Below are 19,466 nucleotides of genomic sequence, written 5' to 3'. Positions count from 1 at the left end.
GGGGGAATCGCTTCCCTGGCCTGTGGTGCGTTCCTCGCGCCCCGCGAGGGGCCGGTCCGGGCCGGACCGCAACCCCCGGGTCGAAAGCCCCCGGGCGGGGCGGAGTCACGGTTCGGACCCTAGGCGAGGTCCGCAGCCCACGCCGCTCGGCGGCAACCCTCCGGGGGACGGGCCCTGTGCCCATCCCCCGGCACATGGCCCTCAGTCGAAGACCGGCTCCAGCGTGCGCGTGCGCTTGATCTCGAAGAAGCCGGGGGTCGAGGCGACCAGCAGCGTCCCGTCCCAGAGCCGGCCCGCCGCCTCGCCCTTGGGCGCCGGGGTGACCACCGGCCCGAAGAAGGCCACCTCGGCCTCGGTGCCGTTCTCGCCGGGGACGGCGATCACCGGGGTGCCGACGTCCTCGCCCACCTTCTCGATGCCGAGCTTGTGGGAGGCGCGCACCTCCGCGTCGTAGGCGTCGGTGCCGGCCGCGTCCGCCAGCGACACCGGCAGGCCGGCCTCCTTCAGGGCCTCGACGATCGTGGCGCGCTCGCGCGGCATGCCCTGGTTGTGGAAGCGCGTGCCGAGCGCGGTGTAGAGCCGGCCGAGCACCTCCTCGCCGTGCTCGACGGCGGCGGCGACGCACACCCGCACCGGGCCCCAGGCATCGGCGATCTTCTCGCGGTACTCCTCGGGGAGCTCGTCCATCCGGGGCTCGTTGAGCACCGCCAGGCTCATGACGTGCCAGCGCACCTCCACCGGGCGCACCTTCTGCACCTCGTACATCCAGCGGGAGGTCATCCAGGCCCATGGGCAGATGGGGTCGAACCAGAAGTCGGCGGGGGTCCTGGCGTCGGTGCGGGTAGTGCTCATGTGGTTCTCCAGGGAGCAGCGTGGGACGAGGCGCCCACGACGAAGTGTTCACACTTTCAACAAAGGCGCGCATGCCATGATTCCTGATGATCCGAGAGTCACCGACTTTTGACATCCCGAGGGAGCCCTGCCGTGCCCGGTGAGAACCTGACCCGTGAGGAGGCCCGGCAGCGGGCCGCGCTGCTGACCGTGGACGGCTACGAGGTGCGCCTGGACGTGCGGTCCGCCGTCGGCCCGGACGCCGGGGACGGCCCGCGCACCTTCCGCTCGGTCTCCACGATCCGCTTCCGCTGCGCCGAGCCCGGCGCCTCCAGCTTCGCCGACCTGATCGCCCCCTCCGTGACGGCCGTGACGCTCAACGGCCGCGCGCTGGACCCGGCGGCCGTCTTCGACGGCGCCCGCATCGCCCTGGACGGCCTGGCCGCCGAGAACGAGCTGGTCGTGGACGCGCAGTGCGCGTACAGCCGGACGGGCGAGGGCCTGCACCGCTTCGTGGACCCCGAGGACGGCGAGGTCTACCTCTACACCCACTACGAGCCGGCCGACGCCCGCCGGGTGTTCGCGAACTTCGAGCAGCCGGACCTCAAGGCCCCCTACACCTTCTCGGTCACGGCCCCGGCCGGCTGGACCGTGATCAGCAACGGCGCGCAGGACGGGCCGGACGAGCCGGTGGACGAGGACGCCGCCGTGCCTTCGTCGACGCGCCGCTTCATGCCGACGAAGCCCATCGGCACCTACATCACGGCCGTCGTCGCCGGCCCGTACCACGTCGTCCGCGACCACTACAGCCGCGCGCTGCCCGACGGCACGACCCTGGAGATCCCGCTGGGCGCCTTCTGCCGCAAGGGCCTGGCCCGGCACTTCGACGCCGACGAGATCTTCACCGTCACCAAGCAGGGCCTGGACTTCTTCCATGAGCACTTCGACTTCCCGTACCCCTTCGGCAAGTACGACCAGGCGTTCGTGCCGGAGTACAACATCGGGGCGATGGAGAACCCGGGCTGCGTGACCTTCCGCGAGGAGTTCGTCTACCGCGGCAAGGTCACGCGCTCGGCGTACGAGCGCCGGGCCAATGTGATCCTGCACGAGATGGCGCACATGTGGTTCGGCGACCTGGTGACCATGGAGTGGTGGGACGACCTGTGGCTCAAGGAGTCGTTCGCCGACTTCATGGGCTCCTTCTCGCAGGTGGAGGCCACCCGCTACACCAACGCCTGGGTCACCTTCGCCAACCAGCGCAAGGCGTGGGCCTACCGGGCCGACCAGCTGCCCTCCACCCACCCGGTCACGGCGGACATCCACGACCTGGAGGACGCCAAGCTCAACTTCGACGGCATCACCTACGCCAAGGGCGCCTCCGTCCTCAAGCAGCTCGTCGCCTACGCCGGGCGCGACGCCTTCCTGGAGGGCGCCCGCCGCTACTTCAAGCGCCACGCCTACGGCAACACGCGCCTGGCCGACCTGCTGTCCGTGCTGGAGGAGACCTCGGGCCGCGACATGGCCGCCTGGTCCCGCTCCTGGCTCCAGACCGCCGGCGTCAACTCCCTCACCCCGCAGATCACTTGTGACGCGCAGGACCGCGTCACCGAGCTGGCCGTCCTCCAGGAGGCACCCGCCGGGCACCCCGAGCTGCGCCCGCACCGGGTGGCCGTCGGCCTCTACCGCCGGCAGGGCACCGAGCTGGTGCGCTACGCGCGCGCCGAGGTGGACGTCGCCGGGCCGCGCACGGTGGTCGCCGAACTGGCCGGGGTGGACCGCCCCGAGCTGGTGCTCGTCAACGACGACGACCTGACGTACTGCAAGATCCGCTTCGACGAGGCATCGCTGGCCACGCTCCGCGCGCACCTCGGCGACCTGACGGACCCGCTCGCCCGCGCCCTGTGCTGGTCGGCCGTGTGGAACCTGACCCGCGACGGGCTGATGCCCGCGCGCGACTACCTGGAGCTGGTCCAGCGCTTCGCCGGCGCCGAGACCGACATCGGCGTCCTGCAGATGCTGCACAGCTGCGCGCGGGGCGCCCTCGTCCACTACGCGGCGCCGTCCCGGCGCGCGGAGGGCGCCGCGGCACTGGCCCGGACGGCGCTCGCCGAGCTGCGGCTGGCCGAGCCGGGCAGCGGCCACCAGCTGGCGTGGGCGCGCTTCCTGGCCCAGGTCGCCGTCACGCAGGCCGACTTCCAGCTGCTGCGCGGGCTGCTGGACGGCACCGCGCGGATCGACGGGCTGGAGGTCGACCAGGAGCTGCGCTGGGCGCTGCTGGCCGCCCTCGCGGCGGGCGGCGCGGCCGACGAGGCGCTCGTCGACGCCGAACTGGCCCGCGACGACACCGCGTCCGGCCGCCGCCACCAGGTCCGCTGCCTCGTCTCCCGGCCCGACGCCAAGGTCAAGGCCGAGGCCTGGGAGCGGGTCGTGGACTCCGACGTCCTGTCCAACGCCCTCACCGAGGCCACCGTCGCCGGCTTCGACCAGCCGGGGCAGCGGGAGCTGCTGAAGCCGTTCGTGGAGCCCTACTTCGCGTCGCTCGAGCGCGTCTGGCGCGAGCGGTCGATCGAGATCGCGATGGCGATCGTGCGCGGGCTGTTCCCGGTCCTCCAGGACGACCGGCAAACGCTGGAGCTCACCGACGCCTGGCTCGCGGAGCACCCGGACGCGGCACCGGCGCTGCGGCGCCTGGTCCGGGAGGCGCGCGACGACCTCGCGCGCGCCCTGCGGGCGCAGGAGTGCGACACCGCGGCGGGCTGAACGGCCGTACATCACCACGGGGTTGTCCGCAGTCGTCCACGAACCCGTAACAGCGGTTAGGGAGCGGGCGCGGGGCGGGAATGGGCGGGTCATGAACCACGAGACCCCCCTCTCCCCCCGCCCGCTCCACCACCTCTCCGACGTCCGCCACCGCGTCATGACCTCCCGTCAGCTGCGCGAACACGGCGTGCCCGCCTCCGAGGTGAGCGGACGCTGCCGTCCCGGCGGCCCCTGGCAGCAGATCCTGCCCGGCGTCCACCTGCTCCACCGGGGCCCGGCCACCAGCGAGGAGCGGCTGCACGCCGCCCTGATGTACACCCGGGCCCGCGCCCACGGCATCCCCGCCCAGGCGCCGCGCAGCGCGGAGGCGCCCTACGGCGAGGCGATGATCACCGGCCTGGCGGCCCTGGCCCTGCACCGCTTCACCAGCGCTCCCCCGCTGCTGCGGCTGGAGCACATCGACGTCCTCGTCCCGCACACCCGGCGGCTGCGCGCCACGGGCTTCGTCCGCCCGGTCCGCGCCCACTCCGTCCCGCGCCCGCGGCTGCTGACGGGCATCCCGGTCGCGCCCGTCCCGCGTGCGGTCGCGGACGCGGTCGCCCAGCTCACGGACCCCGACCGGGTCCGCCGCCTCCTGACCGAGGCCGTCCGCGGCGGCCACTGCGAGCCGGCCCGGCTGCTGCGCGAACTCACCCGCGCCCGGCTGCTGGACCGCGCGCCCGTCGCCGCCGTGATGGACGCCCTCCTGGCCGAGGGCCGCGCCGCCGCCGAGGACCGCCTGTACGCCATGGTCTCCGAGGCCGCCCTGCCCTCCCCGCTCTGGAACGTCGAACTCCTCCTGCCCGGGGGCCCGTCGCTGGGCGCCGTGGACGCGTACTGGCCCGACCACGGCGTGGTCGTCGAGATCGACACCCGCACGCGGTCCCGCCGCGACAACATCCTGCGCGACGAAGTCACCCGCAAGCACGAGCACTTGGAGCAGCTGGGCCTGGCGGTGGTGGCCGTGACCCCGAAGCAGCTGAGGGAGTCCCCGGAGCAACTGGCGGACACGGTGCGGGCGACGCTGGTGGCGTCGGCGGAGCGGGCGCCGGGGGCGTACGTGGTGGTGGTGCCGCGGTGAGGGGTGCCGCGTGGGCCGGCGCGGAACCACGGAGGCCCCACCGGACGGGATCCGGTGGGGCCTCCGCTGCTCGACGCGCGCCGGTCAGCGCCCGTCCGCCGCTCTCAGCTCGCGGGCGATTTCGAGATCCACGTCAAGCGCACTGAGCCGGGCCGGGTCGCGCTGGTCGTCGATCACCACGATGTGGAGGACACTGCCCACGACGGCGGACCGGTCGCCCGAAGGCCACGCCGGATCCTTGGTGTTGTCGATCAACCCTCGGTTTCCGTCCCGGGATTCGACATCCAGCCCCCAGGGGCGAATCGCGACCACCGTCACGTCGGCTTCTTGATGCAGCACGAAACTCATGTCTGTCAACTTCCCTTGGGTTTCATGGGCAGCCACGTACGCTTCGTCGTCAGCGAGTTGAACTCGTCGAGCCGGCTGAACGGGATCTCGAACTCTATTCGGGGGGAGCCCCCGGGACCCTGCGTATCGTACCGCGCCATGGTGTCCATGAATTTCGCCAGGAACGTCGCGTCCATGTCGTACCGGATCATTCCGTCCGCGTACGGTCCCTTGCCGGTGCCCACATATTCACGGGCGACGCTGAACTCGCCGAAGTAGATGAGGTCGTTGCCGCCCGGGACGCGCATCGCCGGATTCGGGCCGCGAGCGAGCTCGTAGTCCTTGTCGACCATCTTCGGGGTCCGGAAGATGGAGAAGGGAACCTTCAGGCAGTCGTCGTCCTCGCGCTTCCCGTCGGCCGCCCGCAGCGCGAACGCCGAGGCGAACCCGGCCTTCTTGACCTTGCCCTTGTCCTTCACCTTCTCCCGGAGGCACGCGGGGAGCCTCCGCTCGACCTTCTCCAGGGCTTCCTCGACCTTTTTGAGCTTCTTGCGCGCCGCGGCGGTCTTGTCGAGGAACTTGTTGATGCCCCAGATGGCCTTCCCGATCTTCGGGAGCTTGCTGCCGATCTTGATGGCCTTGATCGGGCCGATGTTCTGGACGATCGCCCAGAGGCAGGTCGGGATGTCCGGGTCGTCGATGCACTCCTTGATGTCCTCGGCGAACATCTCGACCAGGAGCTCGGCGCCGTTCTCCGTGAGGTAGTCGAGGAGGTCCTTCGACGAGAGCTGCTTAAGCTCCTTGTACTCCTCCTTGGTGAGCGCGGACTCCTCCAGGGCCTCGTCCAGGTTCGAACCCTCGGGCCCGTCCTGCCGCTCGGCCTTCCTGGCGGCCTCCTCGCGCGCCTTGCGCTCCTGCTCGCGCTGGTACTCCTCGGCCTTCTTGGCCGCCTCGTCGGCCTCCTTCGCGTATTTGTCCGCGTTCTTGGACGCCTCCTCCGCCGACTTGGCGTGCTCCTCCGCCGAGTCCGCCAGCTTCTTCGCGTCCTCGGCGTCCTTCGCCGCCTGGGTCGCGGCGGCCTGGGCGGTTGCCGCCTCCTTCTCGGCCCGCGCGGCGGCGCTGTTGGCCGCGGCGGCCTGGTTCTCCGCCTCCGCCGCCGCGCCGCGCGCCCGTTCCGCCTCGGCCTCGGCCTGCGTGGCCGCCGTACGGGCCGCGGCCGCGTCCTCGTACGCGCGGTTCGCGGCCTCACGGGCCTCCTTCGCGTCGGCCTGGGCCTGGGCGTCGGCGTCCTTCGCCCGGGCCGCGGCCGCCCGCGCCTTGACTCCCTCCTCCGCGGCCTGTGCCGCGGACTTCATGGCCGCCGCCGAGGAGCGAGCGGCGTCGGCGGACGAACGCGCCGCCGCGGCGGCCGCCTTGAACGCCGGCGCCACCTGCTCATTGGCCCGCTGGGCCGAAGCCTCGGCCGCCTCCGCGGCCTTGACCGCCTCGGCGGCCTTCGCGTCGGCGGACGCGACCTCCTTCGCGCCCATCTCCTGTGCGGCCCTGGCCACTTCGGCCGCGAAGTCGGCGTCGACGTCCGTGCCCGCGAAGGGCGCGGTCAGCTCGATGGCCGTGTTGGCGGGATCGGCGATGCCGGCCGCCGTGGAACGCGCCGCCAGCGACGCCTGGACGGCGACGGTGGCCTGGAGCTGCGCCATGGCGGCCTCACGGGTCGCCCCGCCGGCCTCGTCCTTGGTGCGGTTGGCCGCCTGCAGGGCGCCGCTCGCCTCGACCGCGGCCAGCCCGGCCAGCCGCGCCGCCTCGTGCGAGGCGAGGCCCGCGCGGGCCTCCTGCGCCGTGGCCTCGGCGGCCTTCGCGTCGGCCCGGCGGGCCGCCGCGTGGGTGGCGGACGCCTCGCCCTGGGCCTTGTTCGCCGCCGCGTTCGCCGCGGAAGCGGCCGACTCGGCCCTGTTCGCGGCCTCGTCGGCGCGCGCGGCGTGCGCGCTCGCCTCCGCGGCCGCCGCCCGGGCCCTGGCCGCCGCGCCCGCGGCCTCGATGGCCGCCGAACGCGACCGCATCGCCGCGCCGCTCGCCGCGTCGGCGGCGCCGCGCGCCCGGCCGGCCGCCTCGCCCGCCGCCTTGGCATCGGCCCGCGCCGCATCCGCGTAGGAACGGGTGAGGGCGGCATCCTCGGTGCCCTTGGTAGCGGCCTCCATGGCCTCCGACGCCTTGGCCCGCGCCTCCTCGGCGCGGTGGTCGCGCTCGGCCTCGTACGCCTTGTCCCGGGCCTCGCGGGCCTTCGTCTCGTCGCCGCGCGCCCGCTCGTCCGCGCTCGCGGCCTTGCCCTCCATCCGCGCCGCCCAGGCGCGCTTCTCGGCCGCGTCGGCGGCGGCCGCCTGGGCCTCCGCGCGCTTCGCGGACGCGATGCGGGCCTCGGCCTCGGCACGTGCCTTCGCCGCCGCGGCGGCGTCCCGCTCGCGCTCGGCCCGCGCCCGGGCCTCGGCGGCCAGGGCGCGCTCGTGCTCCGCGATCGCCCGCTGCTCGGCGGCGATCTTCGCCTGGCGCTGGGCCTCGACCCGCGCCTCGCGGGTCCTGCGGGCGTGGTCCCACGCCTCCGCCTCCGCCTTCTCGGCGTCGACGCGGGCCTGCTTGCCCCGGGCGGCAGCGTCCGTGGCGACCTTGGCCTGCTTGCCGGCGGCCTCGGCCAGCCGGGCAGCGGCCCGGGCGTGCTCCTCGGCGTTGGCCCGCCACTGCCTGGCCTGCTGCTCGTGCAGCTCGGTGGCGTTCTTGGCGTTCAGCCCGGCCGCGTCGGCCGCCGTGGCGTCCACCGCGTGCTGCGCGGTCTCGCTCGCCCTGACGGCCGCGTCCGCCGCCGCCTTGATGCCCTGGGCGACCTCGGACCACTGCACGCCGTGCGTCAGCCCGGTCTCCACGAGCACGTCGGCCTGTGCCTTGGCCTGCCGCGCGGCGACCTCGGCCGCCTTGGCCGCGTCGTTCGCGTTGCCGACCTGGCGGGCGACCTCGGCCTTGACCCCGTCGTAGTCGGACAGCCGCTTGCCGGCCCGGTCGGCGGCCAGCATCCGGTCCGCCTGCCGCGACGCGGCGGCGGCCGAACTCATGGCGTTGGACGCGTTCTTGAGGGCCTTGACGGCGTCACCGTGGGCCGCGATCAGCTTGGTGCGGGCCTCCGCGGCGCGGGCGGACTTCTCCGCCAGTTCCTTGAGCTTCTCGGCGGCCTCCCGCGCCTCCTTCTCGGCCTTCTCGTGGGCCGCGCGGGCGTCGGCGTCCTTCTTCGCGGCCTCCTGGTAGCCCTTCTCCAGGAACTCCGCGATCACCTTGTCGTCGTCGGTGGCCAGCGCCGCCCGGGCGGCCTTCTTGACCTCCGGCCCGCCGGCGGCGGCCAGCATCTCGACGCGCTTGCGGTTCTCCGCCGCCTGTTTCTTGTCGTTCTCGTCGGTCTTCTTGTCCCGCTGCCGGGCTATCTCCGCGCCGAACGCCAGGAAGTCGGCGCGGTCGCGCGCCGAGCCCTTGAGGACCCGGGCCACCTCCTGCTCGAAGTACGGACCGCCGGTCCCGCGCATCGCCTCGATCTTGCGCCGGTTCCCGGCGTCGGCGGCGTCCTTCTTCTCCTGGGACCGCTTGCGGGCCTCGGCCTCGCCGTGCTCCAGGAACTCCCGGACCGCGTTCGGATCGCTGCTCTCCAGTGCCTTCCTCGCGGCCGCCTTGACCTCCTCGTCCTCGTCGAACTCGGCCATGACCTCGACGAGTTGCCGGTCGCCGTCATCGGCCCGGCGCTCGAACGCGGCCTGCGGACGAGGTACCGGTGCGGCCGCCGGGGCGGACAGGGCGATCCCGGAGAGGCGCTCGGGCCTCTCCGCGGCGCCGGCCGCCTGCCCGGTCAGTCCGCCCAGCAGCGCCACGGCCACCGCCGTCGACACCGCCGTTCTCACCGCGCGGGTCACACCACCGCGCGGTCTTCCGGCCCTCGGCCGGAATCCACCCATCACAGGATCCTCCTAATGAAAGGAATGAAAGGGAAAAGAAAGACCCCTGCCCTTCATCTGCGGGCAGGGGTCGGGGGGTTGAAGCGGGACCGGCGCGGGGCGGGTCAGCCCTTCACGCGGTCCTCGCTGTCCTGGGCCCGGTCGAACATGTCTTTCCAGAAACCGGCCGTACCGGCCGCCTCCGTCTGTTCCCCGGTCCAGGAGTCCTGGTTGGCCGCGGCGGCGTCGCCGATGTTCTTCCAGAGCCGGTCGGCCGAGTCCTTGGACGCCTTGGCGACGTTCCGCCAGTTCTCCGCCTGCGCCACGGCCGTGTCCCGCTCGGCCAGCCACGCCTTGCGCGCGGCGTCGGCGTGGTCGGCCACCTCGCCCCAGGCCCGTTCGGCCTCGGCGCGGGCCTTGGCCTTGTCGGCCGCGCTCTTCAGGGCCTCCTCTGCGGCTGTGGCCTTCTCCAGCAGGAGGGAGAGGGTGTGGTGCCGCGCCACCTCCGCGTCCGCGATGCGCATCCGGTAGCCCTCGAGGTCGAGGGTCGCGCCGGTGGTCCAGCCGTAGCCGAAGAACTCCGCCACGTCCGCGTCACCGGCCCCGGGCCGCAGCGCCCACCGCGCGGCGACCCGCACCTGCTCGCCCGGGTCGTTCTCCGCGATGTTCCGGACGAAGTCCCGGTCCCTCGCGGCGACTTCGGCCTCGCGCTTCTCGTCGGCCTCCCGGGCCGCCCGGTCGCGCTTCAGGGCCGCGTCGTAGCCGGACCTGACGAACGCGGCCTGGTCGACGGGCGTTCCCGCTACGGCCCGCTCGGCCGCGGCGTGCACCTCGGGGGAGAACGAGGCGGGGTGGGTGAGCAGCACCCGTTCGCAGAACGCGCGGTTCAGGTTCTGGGTGGTGCGCATCCGCTGGAGCGCCTTCTGGAATCCGCCGCCGGGCGCCAGCCATTCGGCGATCGCCGCGTCGCCGCGGCTGCTGCGCAGGGCGAGCCAGGCGGAGCTGCGGATCTCGTCCGGGAGGGACGACATGGCCATCTTGCGGACCCGGTTGCGGGCGTCCTCGGCGGCGGCCGCGGAGATGAGGGCGGGCGCGGACGGTTCGGCCTGCTGGCCGGCGGCCGCGGCGGCCCCGGCGGGGGCCGCTCCCGCGAACGAGCCGCCGGCCAGCAGGCAGACGGTCAGCGCGGGTACGGCCCACCGCCGGCCTCTCACGACGCCTTCTCCGCGACCGGCTTGATCCGCCAGAGCTGGGCCGAGCTCTGGTTGCAGTACCACTGCCACAGCGGCTTGCCCTCGACGACGTCCTCGTCGGGCACGTCGAGGCAGCGGTCCTGAACGTGCGTGGGACGCAGCTGGTAGAGCTGGCGGACGGGATCGACGAGGTCCATCTGCCAGCGCATCTGCTTGCCCCCGGAGCAGTCCCACGACTGGACCACGGCCTTGACCTGGGTACCGCTGTTCTCCACCTCCAGGCACCGGCCGTCCTTCACCGAACGGAGCTCGACGGAGGAGTTGTCGACGGGGACCACGCGCCACTTCGTCCACGCCCAGTCCACGCAGAAGTCGAGGTGGGCGCGCCCGCCGTTCTTGACGTTGGGGTCGCTGGGGATGGCCAGGCACCGGTTGCTGTCCCCCGCTTCGATCTGGACGACCGTGTCCCCGGCGGCGGCAGCGGGAGCGGCGGCCCGTCCCTGCGCGTGTGCGGTGGTCGTGGCGCCGGCCAGCGCGACGAGTCCGGCGCCGAGCGCCAGTGCGGATCGAATGATCCGTGCCATCGTGAAATCCGTTTCTGATCGACAGTGGGCGTCAGGAGGAGGCGGGCACCATGCGCCAGCGCTGGGAGGAGGCTCCGTTGCAGCTGTAGATCGACGCCTTCGCGCCTTCGTCCTGGCTGTAGCCGGGGATGGTCAGGCAGTACTCCAGGGCGTCCACCGGGCGCAGTTCGTACAGGCCCTTGCCGACCTCGACGAGCATCACGCGCCAGCGCTGGCTGGAGGAGTCGTCGGCACACCAGAGCTGCTGGACGTCCCAGTCGGTGGACTGCCCGGCGCCGAGACACCGACCGCTGTGCTTGGCCCGCACGGAGAGGGTCCCCGAGCCGACGGACTTCAGCCCGAAGAGCTGGTTGTCCAAGTCGTCGGCACAGGACTGCTGGACCGCGTTCGCGCCCTCGCCGATCCTGGCGCTCTCGATGGTGAGGCACTTGTCGCTGTGCTCCGCCCGCAACCGTACGTAGGAGGAGGTGTCGGCGGGGTCTGCGTACGCGGTGGTCGCACCGCCGGCCAGCGCGGCGATGCTGGCGCCGACGGCCAGCGCGGCTCGCATGGTCCGGAACATCGTGGCATCCGTTCTTTCAGGGGTGAACTCGGTGAGGGAGCGGGTCAGCGCGCGAGCGGGGAAGAGACGTTCCAGGTCGCCGCGTCCGCGAAAGCGGTGCCGATCCGATCGGTCGCGTGGAGCACACCCTTGTGGGACTGCAACCACTTGTCCGGATCGCTCGCCGAAACGAAGGAGTTCCCGGACCCGGTGGCGCCCTCGCGGGGGCACCACGTGGCGTCCTCCCGGGATTCCCGGCTGCCGTCGTCCGGGGAAACCCGCACGTCGTCGGTCCCGTGCTTGAGCTTCAGGTAGTGACCGGACTTGCTCACCGATTCGAAGGAGAAGCACCCCGGGTTGTTGGCCAGCGCCGGCACGATGACCCAGGTGGCGTCCTCGCGGACGGCCTGCTTGCTCCCGGAGTCCACCGGACCGAGGAACGCCTCGTCGCCGTCCGCACCGGACCGGCGGATGTACCAGCCCGCCCACTCTCCGCCGCTCACCCGGAAGGACTGCCGCCGCGCCCGGTACTGATTGTCCTTCTTGAGGAACTCGGCGACCTCCTCGTCGGTACCGGACAGCGCCTTCTTCGCGGCGGCCACCAGGTTGGGGTTCAGCCCGCCGTTCTCCGCCAAGGCCTGGATCCGCAGGACGGCCTTGCGGTTCTCCTCCGCGAGCGTCTTCCGACGGATCTCGTCGTCGCGCTTGTACGCCTCCTCGGCGCCGGAGTGGATGAACTTCTTCCACTCCGCCGGGTCGGAGCTCAGCACCGCGCGCTGCGCAGCCGCGTAGAGCTCACTGCCGCGCAGATCGTCCGGGGCCGTGCGCAGCAGCTCCCGGATGAAGTTGTCGTCGCCCAGGGCGAGCATCGCCTCCGTCGGCGCCGTGCGGAAGAGCGCCGCGGCGGCCGTCCGCGCGGCCAGCTCCCGGCGCCGCTCGGCCTCCTTGCGGTCCTTCTCCTCCAGCTCCTTGAGGTGGTTGGCCCAGTCGCGCGCGTGCGCCTCCCGGGCGCCGTTGACGATGAACTCCCGCCAGTCGGCGGCACCCCCGGCCAGCGCCTTGATGCCCGCCTTCCGGACCTCCGGCCCGGCGGCCGAGTGGTTCACAACGGCCCGGATGAAGTTGTCGTCGCTCAGCCCCAGGAGCTCCGGGGTGCTCGGGATGCCGACGGCCAGCAGCGCCTGGGACTTGGCGAGGCGGGCCGCGCGGTCGGCCTCGGCCTTGTCGTCCTGGCGCTTCTTGTCGGTCTTCCCGGCCTCGACGATGCCCGTGACGATGAACCGCACGTGGTCCTCGGCGGAGGAACTGGCCATGGCCGCCTCGGCCGCCGTGCGCACCACGGTCCACTTCTCGCCCGGCTCGCCGGCCTTCTGCCACAGCAGGCGGATGAACTCGTAGTCGCTGAGCTGCAGGTTCGCGTTGCTCGGGAAGAAGTCGATGACAGCGGCGGCCGCGACGCGCTGCTCGCCGTCGGTCCCGATGGCGTCCGCCTGGGCGACGGCGCCCGACGGCGCGGCGAGGGCGGCGTCCTGCGCGACGACGCCGGTCACGGCGGCGAGCGCGGTGGTGGTGACGAGGCCGCGTGTGACGATCCTCCGGACGCGCGCGGAGGCGAGATGTCTCTTGTGCATGGTGGTTCCGAAACCCCTCTGACGTCGCGCGGGGGCGACGTGATGTGTGCAGGCGGCGAACACTCGCAGGGGCATGGGCGCGTCAAGGCGACGCGAATTGCCGCGAGTTCGTCCAAGGCAATGACATTCCGGGCGGCCCGTACGGCCGCGCCCGGTTATAAGCCGGAGCTCTTCTCCGGACGCCGCACCCCACGGGCCGGCATGACGCCGACGGACGCTGTCGCATCCGGGCGCGCAGATGTGCGGTTCACCGCTTCCCCCCTCCAGCCCCGCCGATGTGGCCGGAGCTGTTCCCCCGGAGAACCTAACCGCCGCGCACATCCACGGCAATGATCGTCTTTCCGCCACTGGAATTCACCGCTCCGGAGCCGGATCGCGGCCCTCGCCCGAAAACCGGAATTCATTGTTCACGCACAAACGGAATCGAAATAGGCGGCCAAGCACCGGAAGCGAAAAGGGCGTTACCCGGTAAATCGAAGATCTGGCCCGTCGGACAACTCCGGCCGCACGGCCGTTCCGGCCGACCGGCCGGAACGGTCCGCGCCCTGGCCGAATCGCAGTTCTTCCACTGGCCCCCGGCGGCACAGGCGGGCTCGAACCCGGTGAATGCGCGGCCCGAATGTGTCACCTGCGCACCCGGTCCGGCCGGTCCCGCGCAAAAGGGAACCGGCCTTCCGGACGTGAAAACCCGGAAGGCCGGTTCCCGGAATCCGACCCGTGATCCGAAGGACCCGAAGGACCCGAAGGACTCACCGCCTCAGCAACAGCTCCGTATTGCGATCCCTCGCGTCACCCGCCAGCGACCCGTCCTTGCCCGGCGCGTTGAAGGCCAACTCCCGGTAGAGGGAGGCCAGTCCGGTCTGGGACAGGTCGTGGTAGTCGGTGCGGTGCGGGGCGGCGGACTCGACGAGGGTCGTGTAGAGGGAGATCGTGCCGTCGCGGTTGTCGGTGATCTCGATGACGCGCGCGAGCTGCGGGTAGTCGACGTGGGACGCCGTGGCGATCTCCCAGAACGTGCCGCGCGGGCGGATCCGGTTGCGGTGGCTGTGCCCGTTGATCCAGGCCAGGACGTTGCGGTGGCGCTGGAGCAGGGCGATGATCTCCGCGCCGCCGTGCCGCTTCTCGTCCGGCCGGTTCGGGTCGGGGGTGAAGTTGTCCATGCTCCAGCTCGGGTGGTGGCTGAAGACGAGGGCGTAGTCGTCCCGGTGGGCCTTCAGGGTGCGGTCCAGCCAGTCGAGCTGGGCCGTCCCGAGGGAGCCCTGGTAGTGGCCGCCGGGGTCGGTGGAGTCGAGGCTGATGCCGATGACCCGGTCCGAGACGCGGAAGCTGTAGTAGAGGCGGCCGGAGTCGAGGTTGGCCCTGGTGTAGCCGTGCCCGACGGGCCCGTGCCCGGTGAACCTCCGCTCCAGGTGCATCGCCACGTACTGACGCTGCGTCAGCGGCACGCGGCGCGGGTCCGGGGTGACGCTGCGCAGCTCCTTCTTGTGCTTGCGCAGCAGCTCCTCTATGCGTTCGCCCCTGGGATCGACGCCGTGCGCCTCGCCGTCCATGAGCCACTTCGCCTCGTCGGCGGAGATGGTGTAGAGCTTCTTGCCGCCCACCGCGACGTCGGAGATGAACGACCCGGCGGCCGGGTAACAGCCGCCCGACAGCAGGTCGTGGTTGCCGAAGGTGGAGTACCAGGGGATGTTCAGGCCGGGGCTGTGGACGCGGCGCACGGCGGCGGCGAGGTAGCCGTCGATGCGCGGGTAGCCGAGGGCCTTGTCCTGGTCGCGCAGGGAGCTGTCGGGGTGCCAGTAGAGCTTCAGGCCGCTGTTCTGGACGCCCTCGTAGCGGTGCCGGTCACCGGTGTTGGGGTCCATCCGGCCGCCGCTGAGCGCGGTGAGGAACCACTCGGCCTCGATCTTCGCGTTCTCGTCGCCGTTGTCGCCGGTGGTGATGACGAACTTCAGCGGGCTGCCGGTGGCCGGGCCGCGGCGGAGCTTGTTGACGCGCTCGACCAGGGAGACGACGCCGGGCAGGGTCAGCGCCTCGTGCGGCCGCCACGCCCCCTCGCCGCCGGCCCGGAAGAACTCGTAGCGCAGGGGGTGCTGGACGTCGGTCAGATGGAGGTCGGTGAACTGCACGAACGAGGCGATCGTGGTACGGCGGCGGTCGCGGTCGTCCCGGGCGTCGGCGAGGTCCGTGCGGACGACCCGCGGCCAGCCGGGGCCGTCGCCGAGCCGCCGGTAGCCGCTGCCGCCGATCGGGGCGGCGACGGAGACGAGGGTGGTGCCGGCGCCCGTCGGGGCCGCCTCCGCGGCCCCGGCGCCCTGCGGGGCGCCGGCGGGGACGGGGTCGCCGGTGCCGCCGCCCGTGGTGCCGGGCGGCACCTGCCCGGCGAGGGCGGGGGCGGCGGCCCCCAGGGCGAGGCCGATTCCGGTGGCCGTGCCGACGGCGCCCGCGGCGGCCAGGAACCCGCGGCGGTCGAGGTGCGTAGCTGCGGATCTTTCGGATCTGCTGGGCATGGGCGGTCTCCCCGAGTGCGAACGCGAAGGCGAACGGGCGTGCAGGCGGTCTGCGGCTGCTGTCACCGAGGATCGTTGGCAGCGCGAATGACCTGGGCGTGAACAGGGCGGCAACGGTCGCCGCCGATCACCTCACATCGATCTTGGCTACTGCGAACCGACATATATCACTCGTCCCCTCGAGCACTGAGGCTCACTCAGCGTTCACCCGACGGGGAAGACGGCCCGGGGAACGGCACAGGGAACCCTATGGCCCCGCCGGCCCCGCTGTAGTCCGTTTGCCCTACCCGTGCCCCACCCGGCTGAGCTGCGGGAAAGGTGCGCGAACCGGGTCGCGACCGGTTCACGGTGTCCGTCCTGCTTCCTCCCGGTGCGAAGGCTGGCGGGTTTACGCCATCTTTATTCTCCCGTCCCGGCAACTCTCCCCAAACGCCCGTCACTTCCATAAAAGTGATGCGTCATCCGGTTCCGATATCCGGACCTGCCACCGGCAGCCGTTACCTCAACGAGCCAGGGACCTCCATGACCACCCCCTCCCCCCGCGGCGGCGCGAGACGTGCCGGCCGAATAGCCGTCGCGGCCGCCGCGGCGGTCGCCCTCGCCGCCACGGGCGCCGCTCCCGCCTTCGCCGACGGGCCGCAGCCCCCGTCGCCCGGACCGGTCAAGCCGGCCGGGACAGTCAAGTCGCCGAAGAACAAGCTCGGTTCGCACGGTGCGGAGCTGCTCGCCAAGGCCAAGTCCAAGGGCGAGCGCACCGTCACCATGATGATCGCCACCGCTCCGGGACAGACCGGCCAGATCGCCGGCAGGCTGGACGCCATCAAGGGCGCCTCGGTCGGCAAGGAGTACGGCAAGCTCGGCTACGTCCGCGCCACCGTCCCCACGGACCGGGCCGACGCGGCCATCGCCGAGGCGCAGCGGCTCCCGTCGGTGCACGGCATCGACCTCAAGCAGGAGATCAAGCTCCCCGACCCCACGCCGCGCGCCGACGCGGTGGCGGGTGCCAAGGGCCCGGAGAAGCGCGCGTACCCCGCGCCGGACAGGCGGACCCCGGCCAAGAACCCGTACCAGCCGGCCTTCGAGACCGGTGCCGTCGACTTCGTCGAGGACCACCCCAAGGCCGACGGCCGGGGCGTGACCATCGGCATCCTGGACTCCGGGGTGGACCTGGGCCACCCGGCGCTGCGGAAGACCTCCACCGGCGAGCGGAAGATCGTCGACTGGGTGACCTCGACGGACCCGCTGGTCGACGGCGACGACACCTGGCTGCCGGTGACGCAGAAGGTCTCGGGCCCCTCCTTCTCCTTCAACGGCCGCAGCTACAAGGCCCCCGCGGGCGACTACCGCGTCGCCCTCTTCGCCGAGAACGCGACCGCGGGCGGCGACATGAAGGGCGACCTCAACCGGGACGGCGACACCACCGACACCTGGGCGGTCCTCTACGACCAGGCCAAGGGCACGGTCCGCGTCGACCTGGACGACAACGGCGACTTCGGGAACGACGAGGAGATGAAGCCGTACAAGGACGGCTTCCAGGTCGGGTACTTCGGCAAGGACGACCCGAAGACCCCGATCGCCGAGCGCATCCCCTTCGTGGTGCAGATCCGCAAGGACGTGCCGCTGGACCCGGCCGGCCCCAACTGGGTGGGCAAGAAGGCCGACTTCGTCAACATCGGCGTCATCGAGTCGGAGCACGGCACGCACGTCGCGGGCATCACGGCGGCCAACGGGCTGTTCGGCGGGAAGATGAACGGCGCGGCGCCCGGCGCCAAGCTGGTCTCCTCGCGGGCCTGCACCTGGAGCGGCGGCTGCACCAACGTCGCGCTCACCGAGGGCATGATCGACCTCGTCGTCAACCGCGGCGTGGACATCGTCAACATGTCGATCGGCGGCCTGCCGGCGCTCAACGACGGCAACAACGCCCGCTCCGAGCTCTACACCCGGCTCATCGACACCTACGGCGTGCAGCTGGTCGTCTCGGCGGGCAACAGCGGCCCGGGCGCCAACACCATCGGTGATCCCGGCCTGGCCGACAAGGTCCTCAGCGTCGGCGCGTCCGTCTCCAAGGAGACCTGGGCGGCCAACTACGGGTCCGAGGTGAGGACCAAGTACGCGATGATGCCGTTCTCCTCCCGCGGCCCGCGCGAGGACGGCGGCTTCACCCCGGTCGTCACCGCCCCGGGCGCGTCGGTCAACACCACGCCGACCTGGGAGCCGGGTGCCCCCGTCGCCGAGTCCGGCTACGAACTGCCGCCCGGCTACGGCATGCTCCAGGGCACCTCGATGGCCGCCCCGCAGGCCGCCGGCGCCTCCGCGCTGCTGATCTCGGCCGCCAAGCAGAAGCACATGAAGCTCACCCCGGCCGATCTGCGCACGGCGCTCACCGGCACGGCGAAGAAGATCAAGGGCTTCCAGGCGTACGAGCAGGGCTCCGGCCTGATCGACGTCAACGAGGCGTGGGACGCGCTGCGGCACGGCGCGACCGCCCATGAGTACGCGGTGAAGGCCCCCGTCTCCACGGCGCTTTCGGGCTCGCTCAAGACCCCCGGCTTCGGCACCGGCCTCTACGACCGCGAGGGCGGCCTCAAGGCGGGCGAGTCGCGGACGTACGACGTCACGATCACCCGTACCTCCGGCCCGGCCAAGGCTGTCTGGCACGAGCTGAAGTGGCGCAACAACGACGGAACGTTCAAGCTGGCGGGCTCCGACGAGGTGCGGCTGCCGCTGAACGAGCCGGTCACCGTCAAGGTCGTCGCGAAGGCAAAGTCGGCCGGCATCCACAGCGGGATCCTCTCCGTGGACGACGACCGGACCGAGGGCGTCGACAAGCAGATCATGACCACCGTCGTGGTCGCCGACCCGCTGGCGAAGCCGTCGTACGCGGTGAAGAAGTCCGGCACGGTGCAGCGCAACGCCACGACCTCGTACTTCGTGACCGTGCCCAAGGGCGCCAAGTCGCTTCAGGTCGCGATCGACGGGCTGGCCAAGGGCAGCCAGACGCGCTTCATCGCCATCAACTCCTACGGCATGCCGGTTGACCCCACCTCCACGGTCAACTGCTACCCGAACTACGACAACCCCAAGAACACCTGCCGCCCGGACGTGCGCTCGTACGCGAACCCGCTGCCCGGCGTGTGGGAGATCGAGGTCGAGTCGCGCCGCACGTCGCCGCTCCTGGACAACCCGTACACCGTGTCCGCCACGGTGCTGGGCGCCTCCTTCGAGCCCGCGACGGCCACGGTCGCCGAGGCCAAGGCCGGTACGCCGGTCCCGGTCACCTGGAAGGCCACCAACGGCTACGCCCCCTTCGAGGGGAAGCTCCAGGGCGGCCGCCTCGGCTCGTCCAAGATCACGCGGCCGGAAATCACCCAGGGCCAGAAGCAGACCGCCAAGGTCACGCTCGGCGCGGGCGTCACCCGCTTCGAGGCCGCGATCGGCGGCACGGCCGACGCCAAGGCGGACCTGGACCTGGTCGTCTACAAGGACGGCAAGCCGGTCGGCTCCTCCACCAGCGGCGGCTCCGACGAGCAGGTCGTGCTGGCCAACCCCGCCGCGGGCGAGTACACCGTCGAGGTCGCCGGCTACTCGGTCCCGTCCGGGAAGACCGCGTACGACTACCGCGACGTCTACTACGCCCCGTCGCTCGGCGAGGTGAAGGTGGACGCGGGTCGTACGGTCAAGCTCGGCGCGGGCGAGTCCGCCCAGGTCGAGGCCGATGTCGTGGTCGCGGGCGCGGCTCCCGAGGGCCGTACGTTCGCCGGCGAGGTGCGGCTGGTGAACGAGCGCGGCACGGTGGCCGGCAGCGGCAGCGTGAAGATCGAGAAGGTCGTCTCCTGACCGGATGACGACGGCGGGGGCGGCGTCCGGACACCGGGTGCCCGCCCCGTCCCGATCCCTGGACAAACGATTGGACTTTTGGGCCGGGTACCCCCGCATGATGGGAACCGTGCCACCGGGGCACTCCGTCCCCGTCAGTGGCACATGTGATCGACACAGACAGCACGGACAGG

The 19,466-nt window shown here is 72.2% G+C and carries 11 protein-coding genes; 3 read left to right on the top strand and 8 right to left on the bottom strand.

The window, feature by feature from the left end:
- Nucleotides 1-201: 201 nt before the first annotated feature.
- Nucleotides 202-852 carry a DsbA family protein gene (locus tag I5Q34_RS02020; protein ID WP_199890315.1) on the bottom strand — a complete coding sequence of 217 codons (651 nt, stop codon included), beginning with the start codon at nucleotides 850-852 and terminating at the stop codon, nucleotides 202-204.
- Nucleotides 853-984: 132 nt separating this feature from the next.
- Between I5Q34_RS02020 and pepN the strand changes: the two genes are divergently transcribed.
- Together pepN and I5Q34_RS02010 are read left to right on the top strand one after the other, a co-directional pair.
- Nucleotides 985-3,591 (top strand): aminopeptidase N, encoded by a 2,607-nt coding sequence (pepN, locus tag I5Q34_RS02015; RefSeq protein ID WP_199890314.1) that lies wholly within the window; start codon nucleotides 985-987, stop codon nucleotides 3,589-3,591.
- Between the two features lie 91 nt (nucleotides 3,592-3,682).
- Nucleotides 3,683-4,711 carry a hypothetical protein gene (locus I5Q34_RS02010; protein WP_199890313.1) on the top strand — a complete coding sequence of 343 codons (1,029 nt, stop codon included), beginning with the start codon at nucleotides 3,683-3,685 and terminating at the stop codon, nucleotides 4,709-4,711.
- Between the two features lie 84 nt (nucleotides 4,712-4,795).
- On the opposite strand, the gene I5Q34_RS02005 is transcribed toward I5Q34_RS02010, so the two are convergent.
- From I5Q34_RS02005 to I5Q34_RS01975, 7 genes are all read right to left on the bottom strand, one after another.
- Entirely contained in the window at nucleotides 4,796-5,059 is a 264-nt protein-coding gene (locus tag I5Q34_RS02005; protein ID WP_199890312.1) for a hypothetical protein, read from the bottom strand.
- Nucleotides 5,060-5,064: 5 nt separating this feature from the next.
- Nucleotides 5,065-8,967 carry a hypothetical protein gene (locus tag I5Q34_RS02000; RefSeq protein WP_199890311.1) on the bottom strand — a complete coding sequence of 1,301 codons (3,903 nt, stop codon included), beginning with the start codon at nucleotides 8,965-8,967 and terminating at the stop codon, nucleotides 5,065-5,067.
- A 158-nt stretch (nucleotides 8,968-9,125) separates the two neighbouring features.
- A complete protein-coding gene (locus I5Q34_RS01995) occupies nucleotides 9,126-10,214 on the bottom strand; it encodes a hypothetical protein (protein WP_199890863.1) in 1,089 nt (362 codons plus the stop codon).
- Nucleotides 10,211-10,777, bottom strand: coding sequence for an RICIN domain-containing protein (locus I5Q34_RS01990; protein WP_199890310.1), 567 nt, complete (start codon nucleotides 10,775-10,777; stop codon nucleotides 10,211-10,213). The genes I5Q34_RS01995 and I5Q34_RS01990 overlap by 4 nt, the downstream gene beginning before the upstream one ends.
- Before the next feature lie 31 nt (nucleotides 10,778-10,808).
- Entirely contained in the window at nucleotides 10,809-11,327 is a 519-nt protein-coding gene (locus I5Q34_RS01985; RefSeq protein ID WP_199890309.1) for an RICIN domain-containing protein, read from the bottom strand.
- A 56-nt stretch (nucleotides 11,328-11,383) separates the two neighbouring features.
- Nucleotides 11,384-12,949, bottom strand: coding sequence for an AbfB domain-containing protein (locus tag I5Q34_RS01980; RefSeq protein WP_199890308.1), 1,566 nt, complete (start codon nucleotides 12,947-12,949; stop codon nucleotides 11,384-11,386).
- A 749-nt stretch (nucleotides 12,950-13,698) separates the two neighbouring features.
- Nucleotides 13,699-15,456 (bottom strand): TIGR03767 family metallophosphoesterase, encoded by a 1,758-nt coding sequence (locus tag I5Q34_RS01975; protein WP_199890307.1) that lies wholly within the window; start codon nucleotides 15,454-15,456, stop codon nucleotides 13,699-13,701.
- A gap of 522 nt (nucleotides 15,457-15,978) precedes the next feature.
- On the opposite strand from I5Q34_RS01975, the gene I5Q34_RS01970 reads away from it, so the two are divergent.
- The gene (locus I5Q34_RS01970; RefSeq protein WP_199890306.1) at nucleotides 15,979-19,293 is read left to right on the top strand and encodes a S8 family serine peptidase; all 3,315 of its coding nucleotides are present in this window, start codon (nucleotides 15,979-15,981) and stop codon (nucleotides 19,291-19,293) included.
- Nucleotides 19,294-19,466 lie beyond the last annotated feature (173 nt).

Origin of the sequence: Streptomyces sp. AV19 (assembly GCF_015999245.1) — a bacterium.
GTDB lineage: Bacteria > Actinomycetota > Actinomycetes > Streptomycetales > Streptomycetaceae > Streptomyces.
Note: the sequence above shows the minus strand (reverse complement) of the source record. Positions and strands in the feature narration are given on the sequence as shown.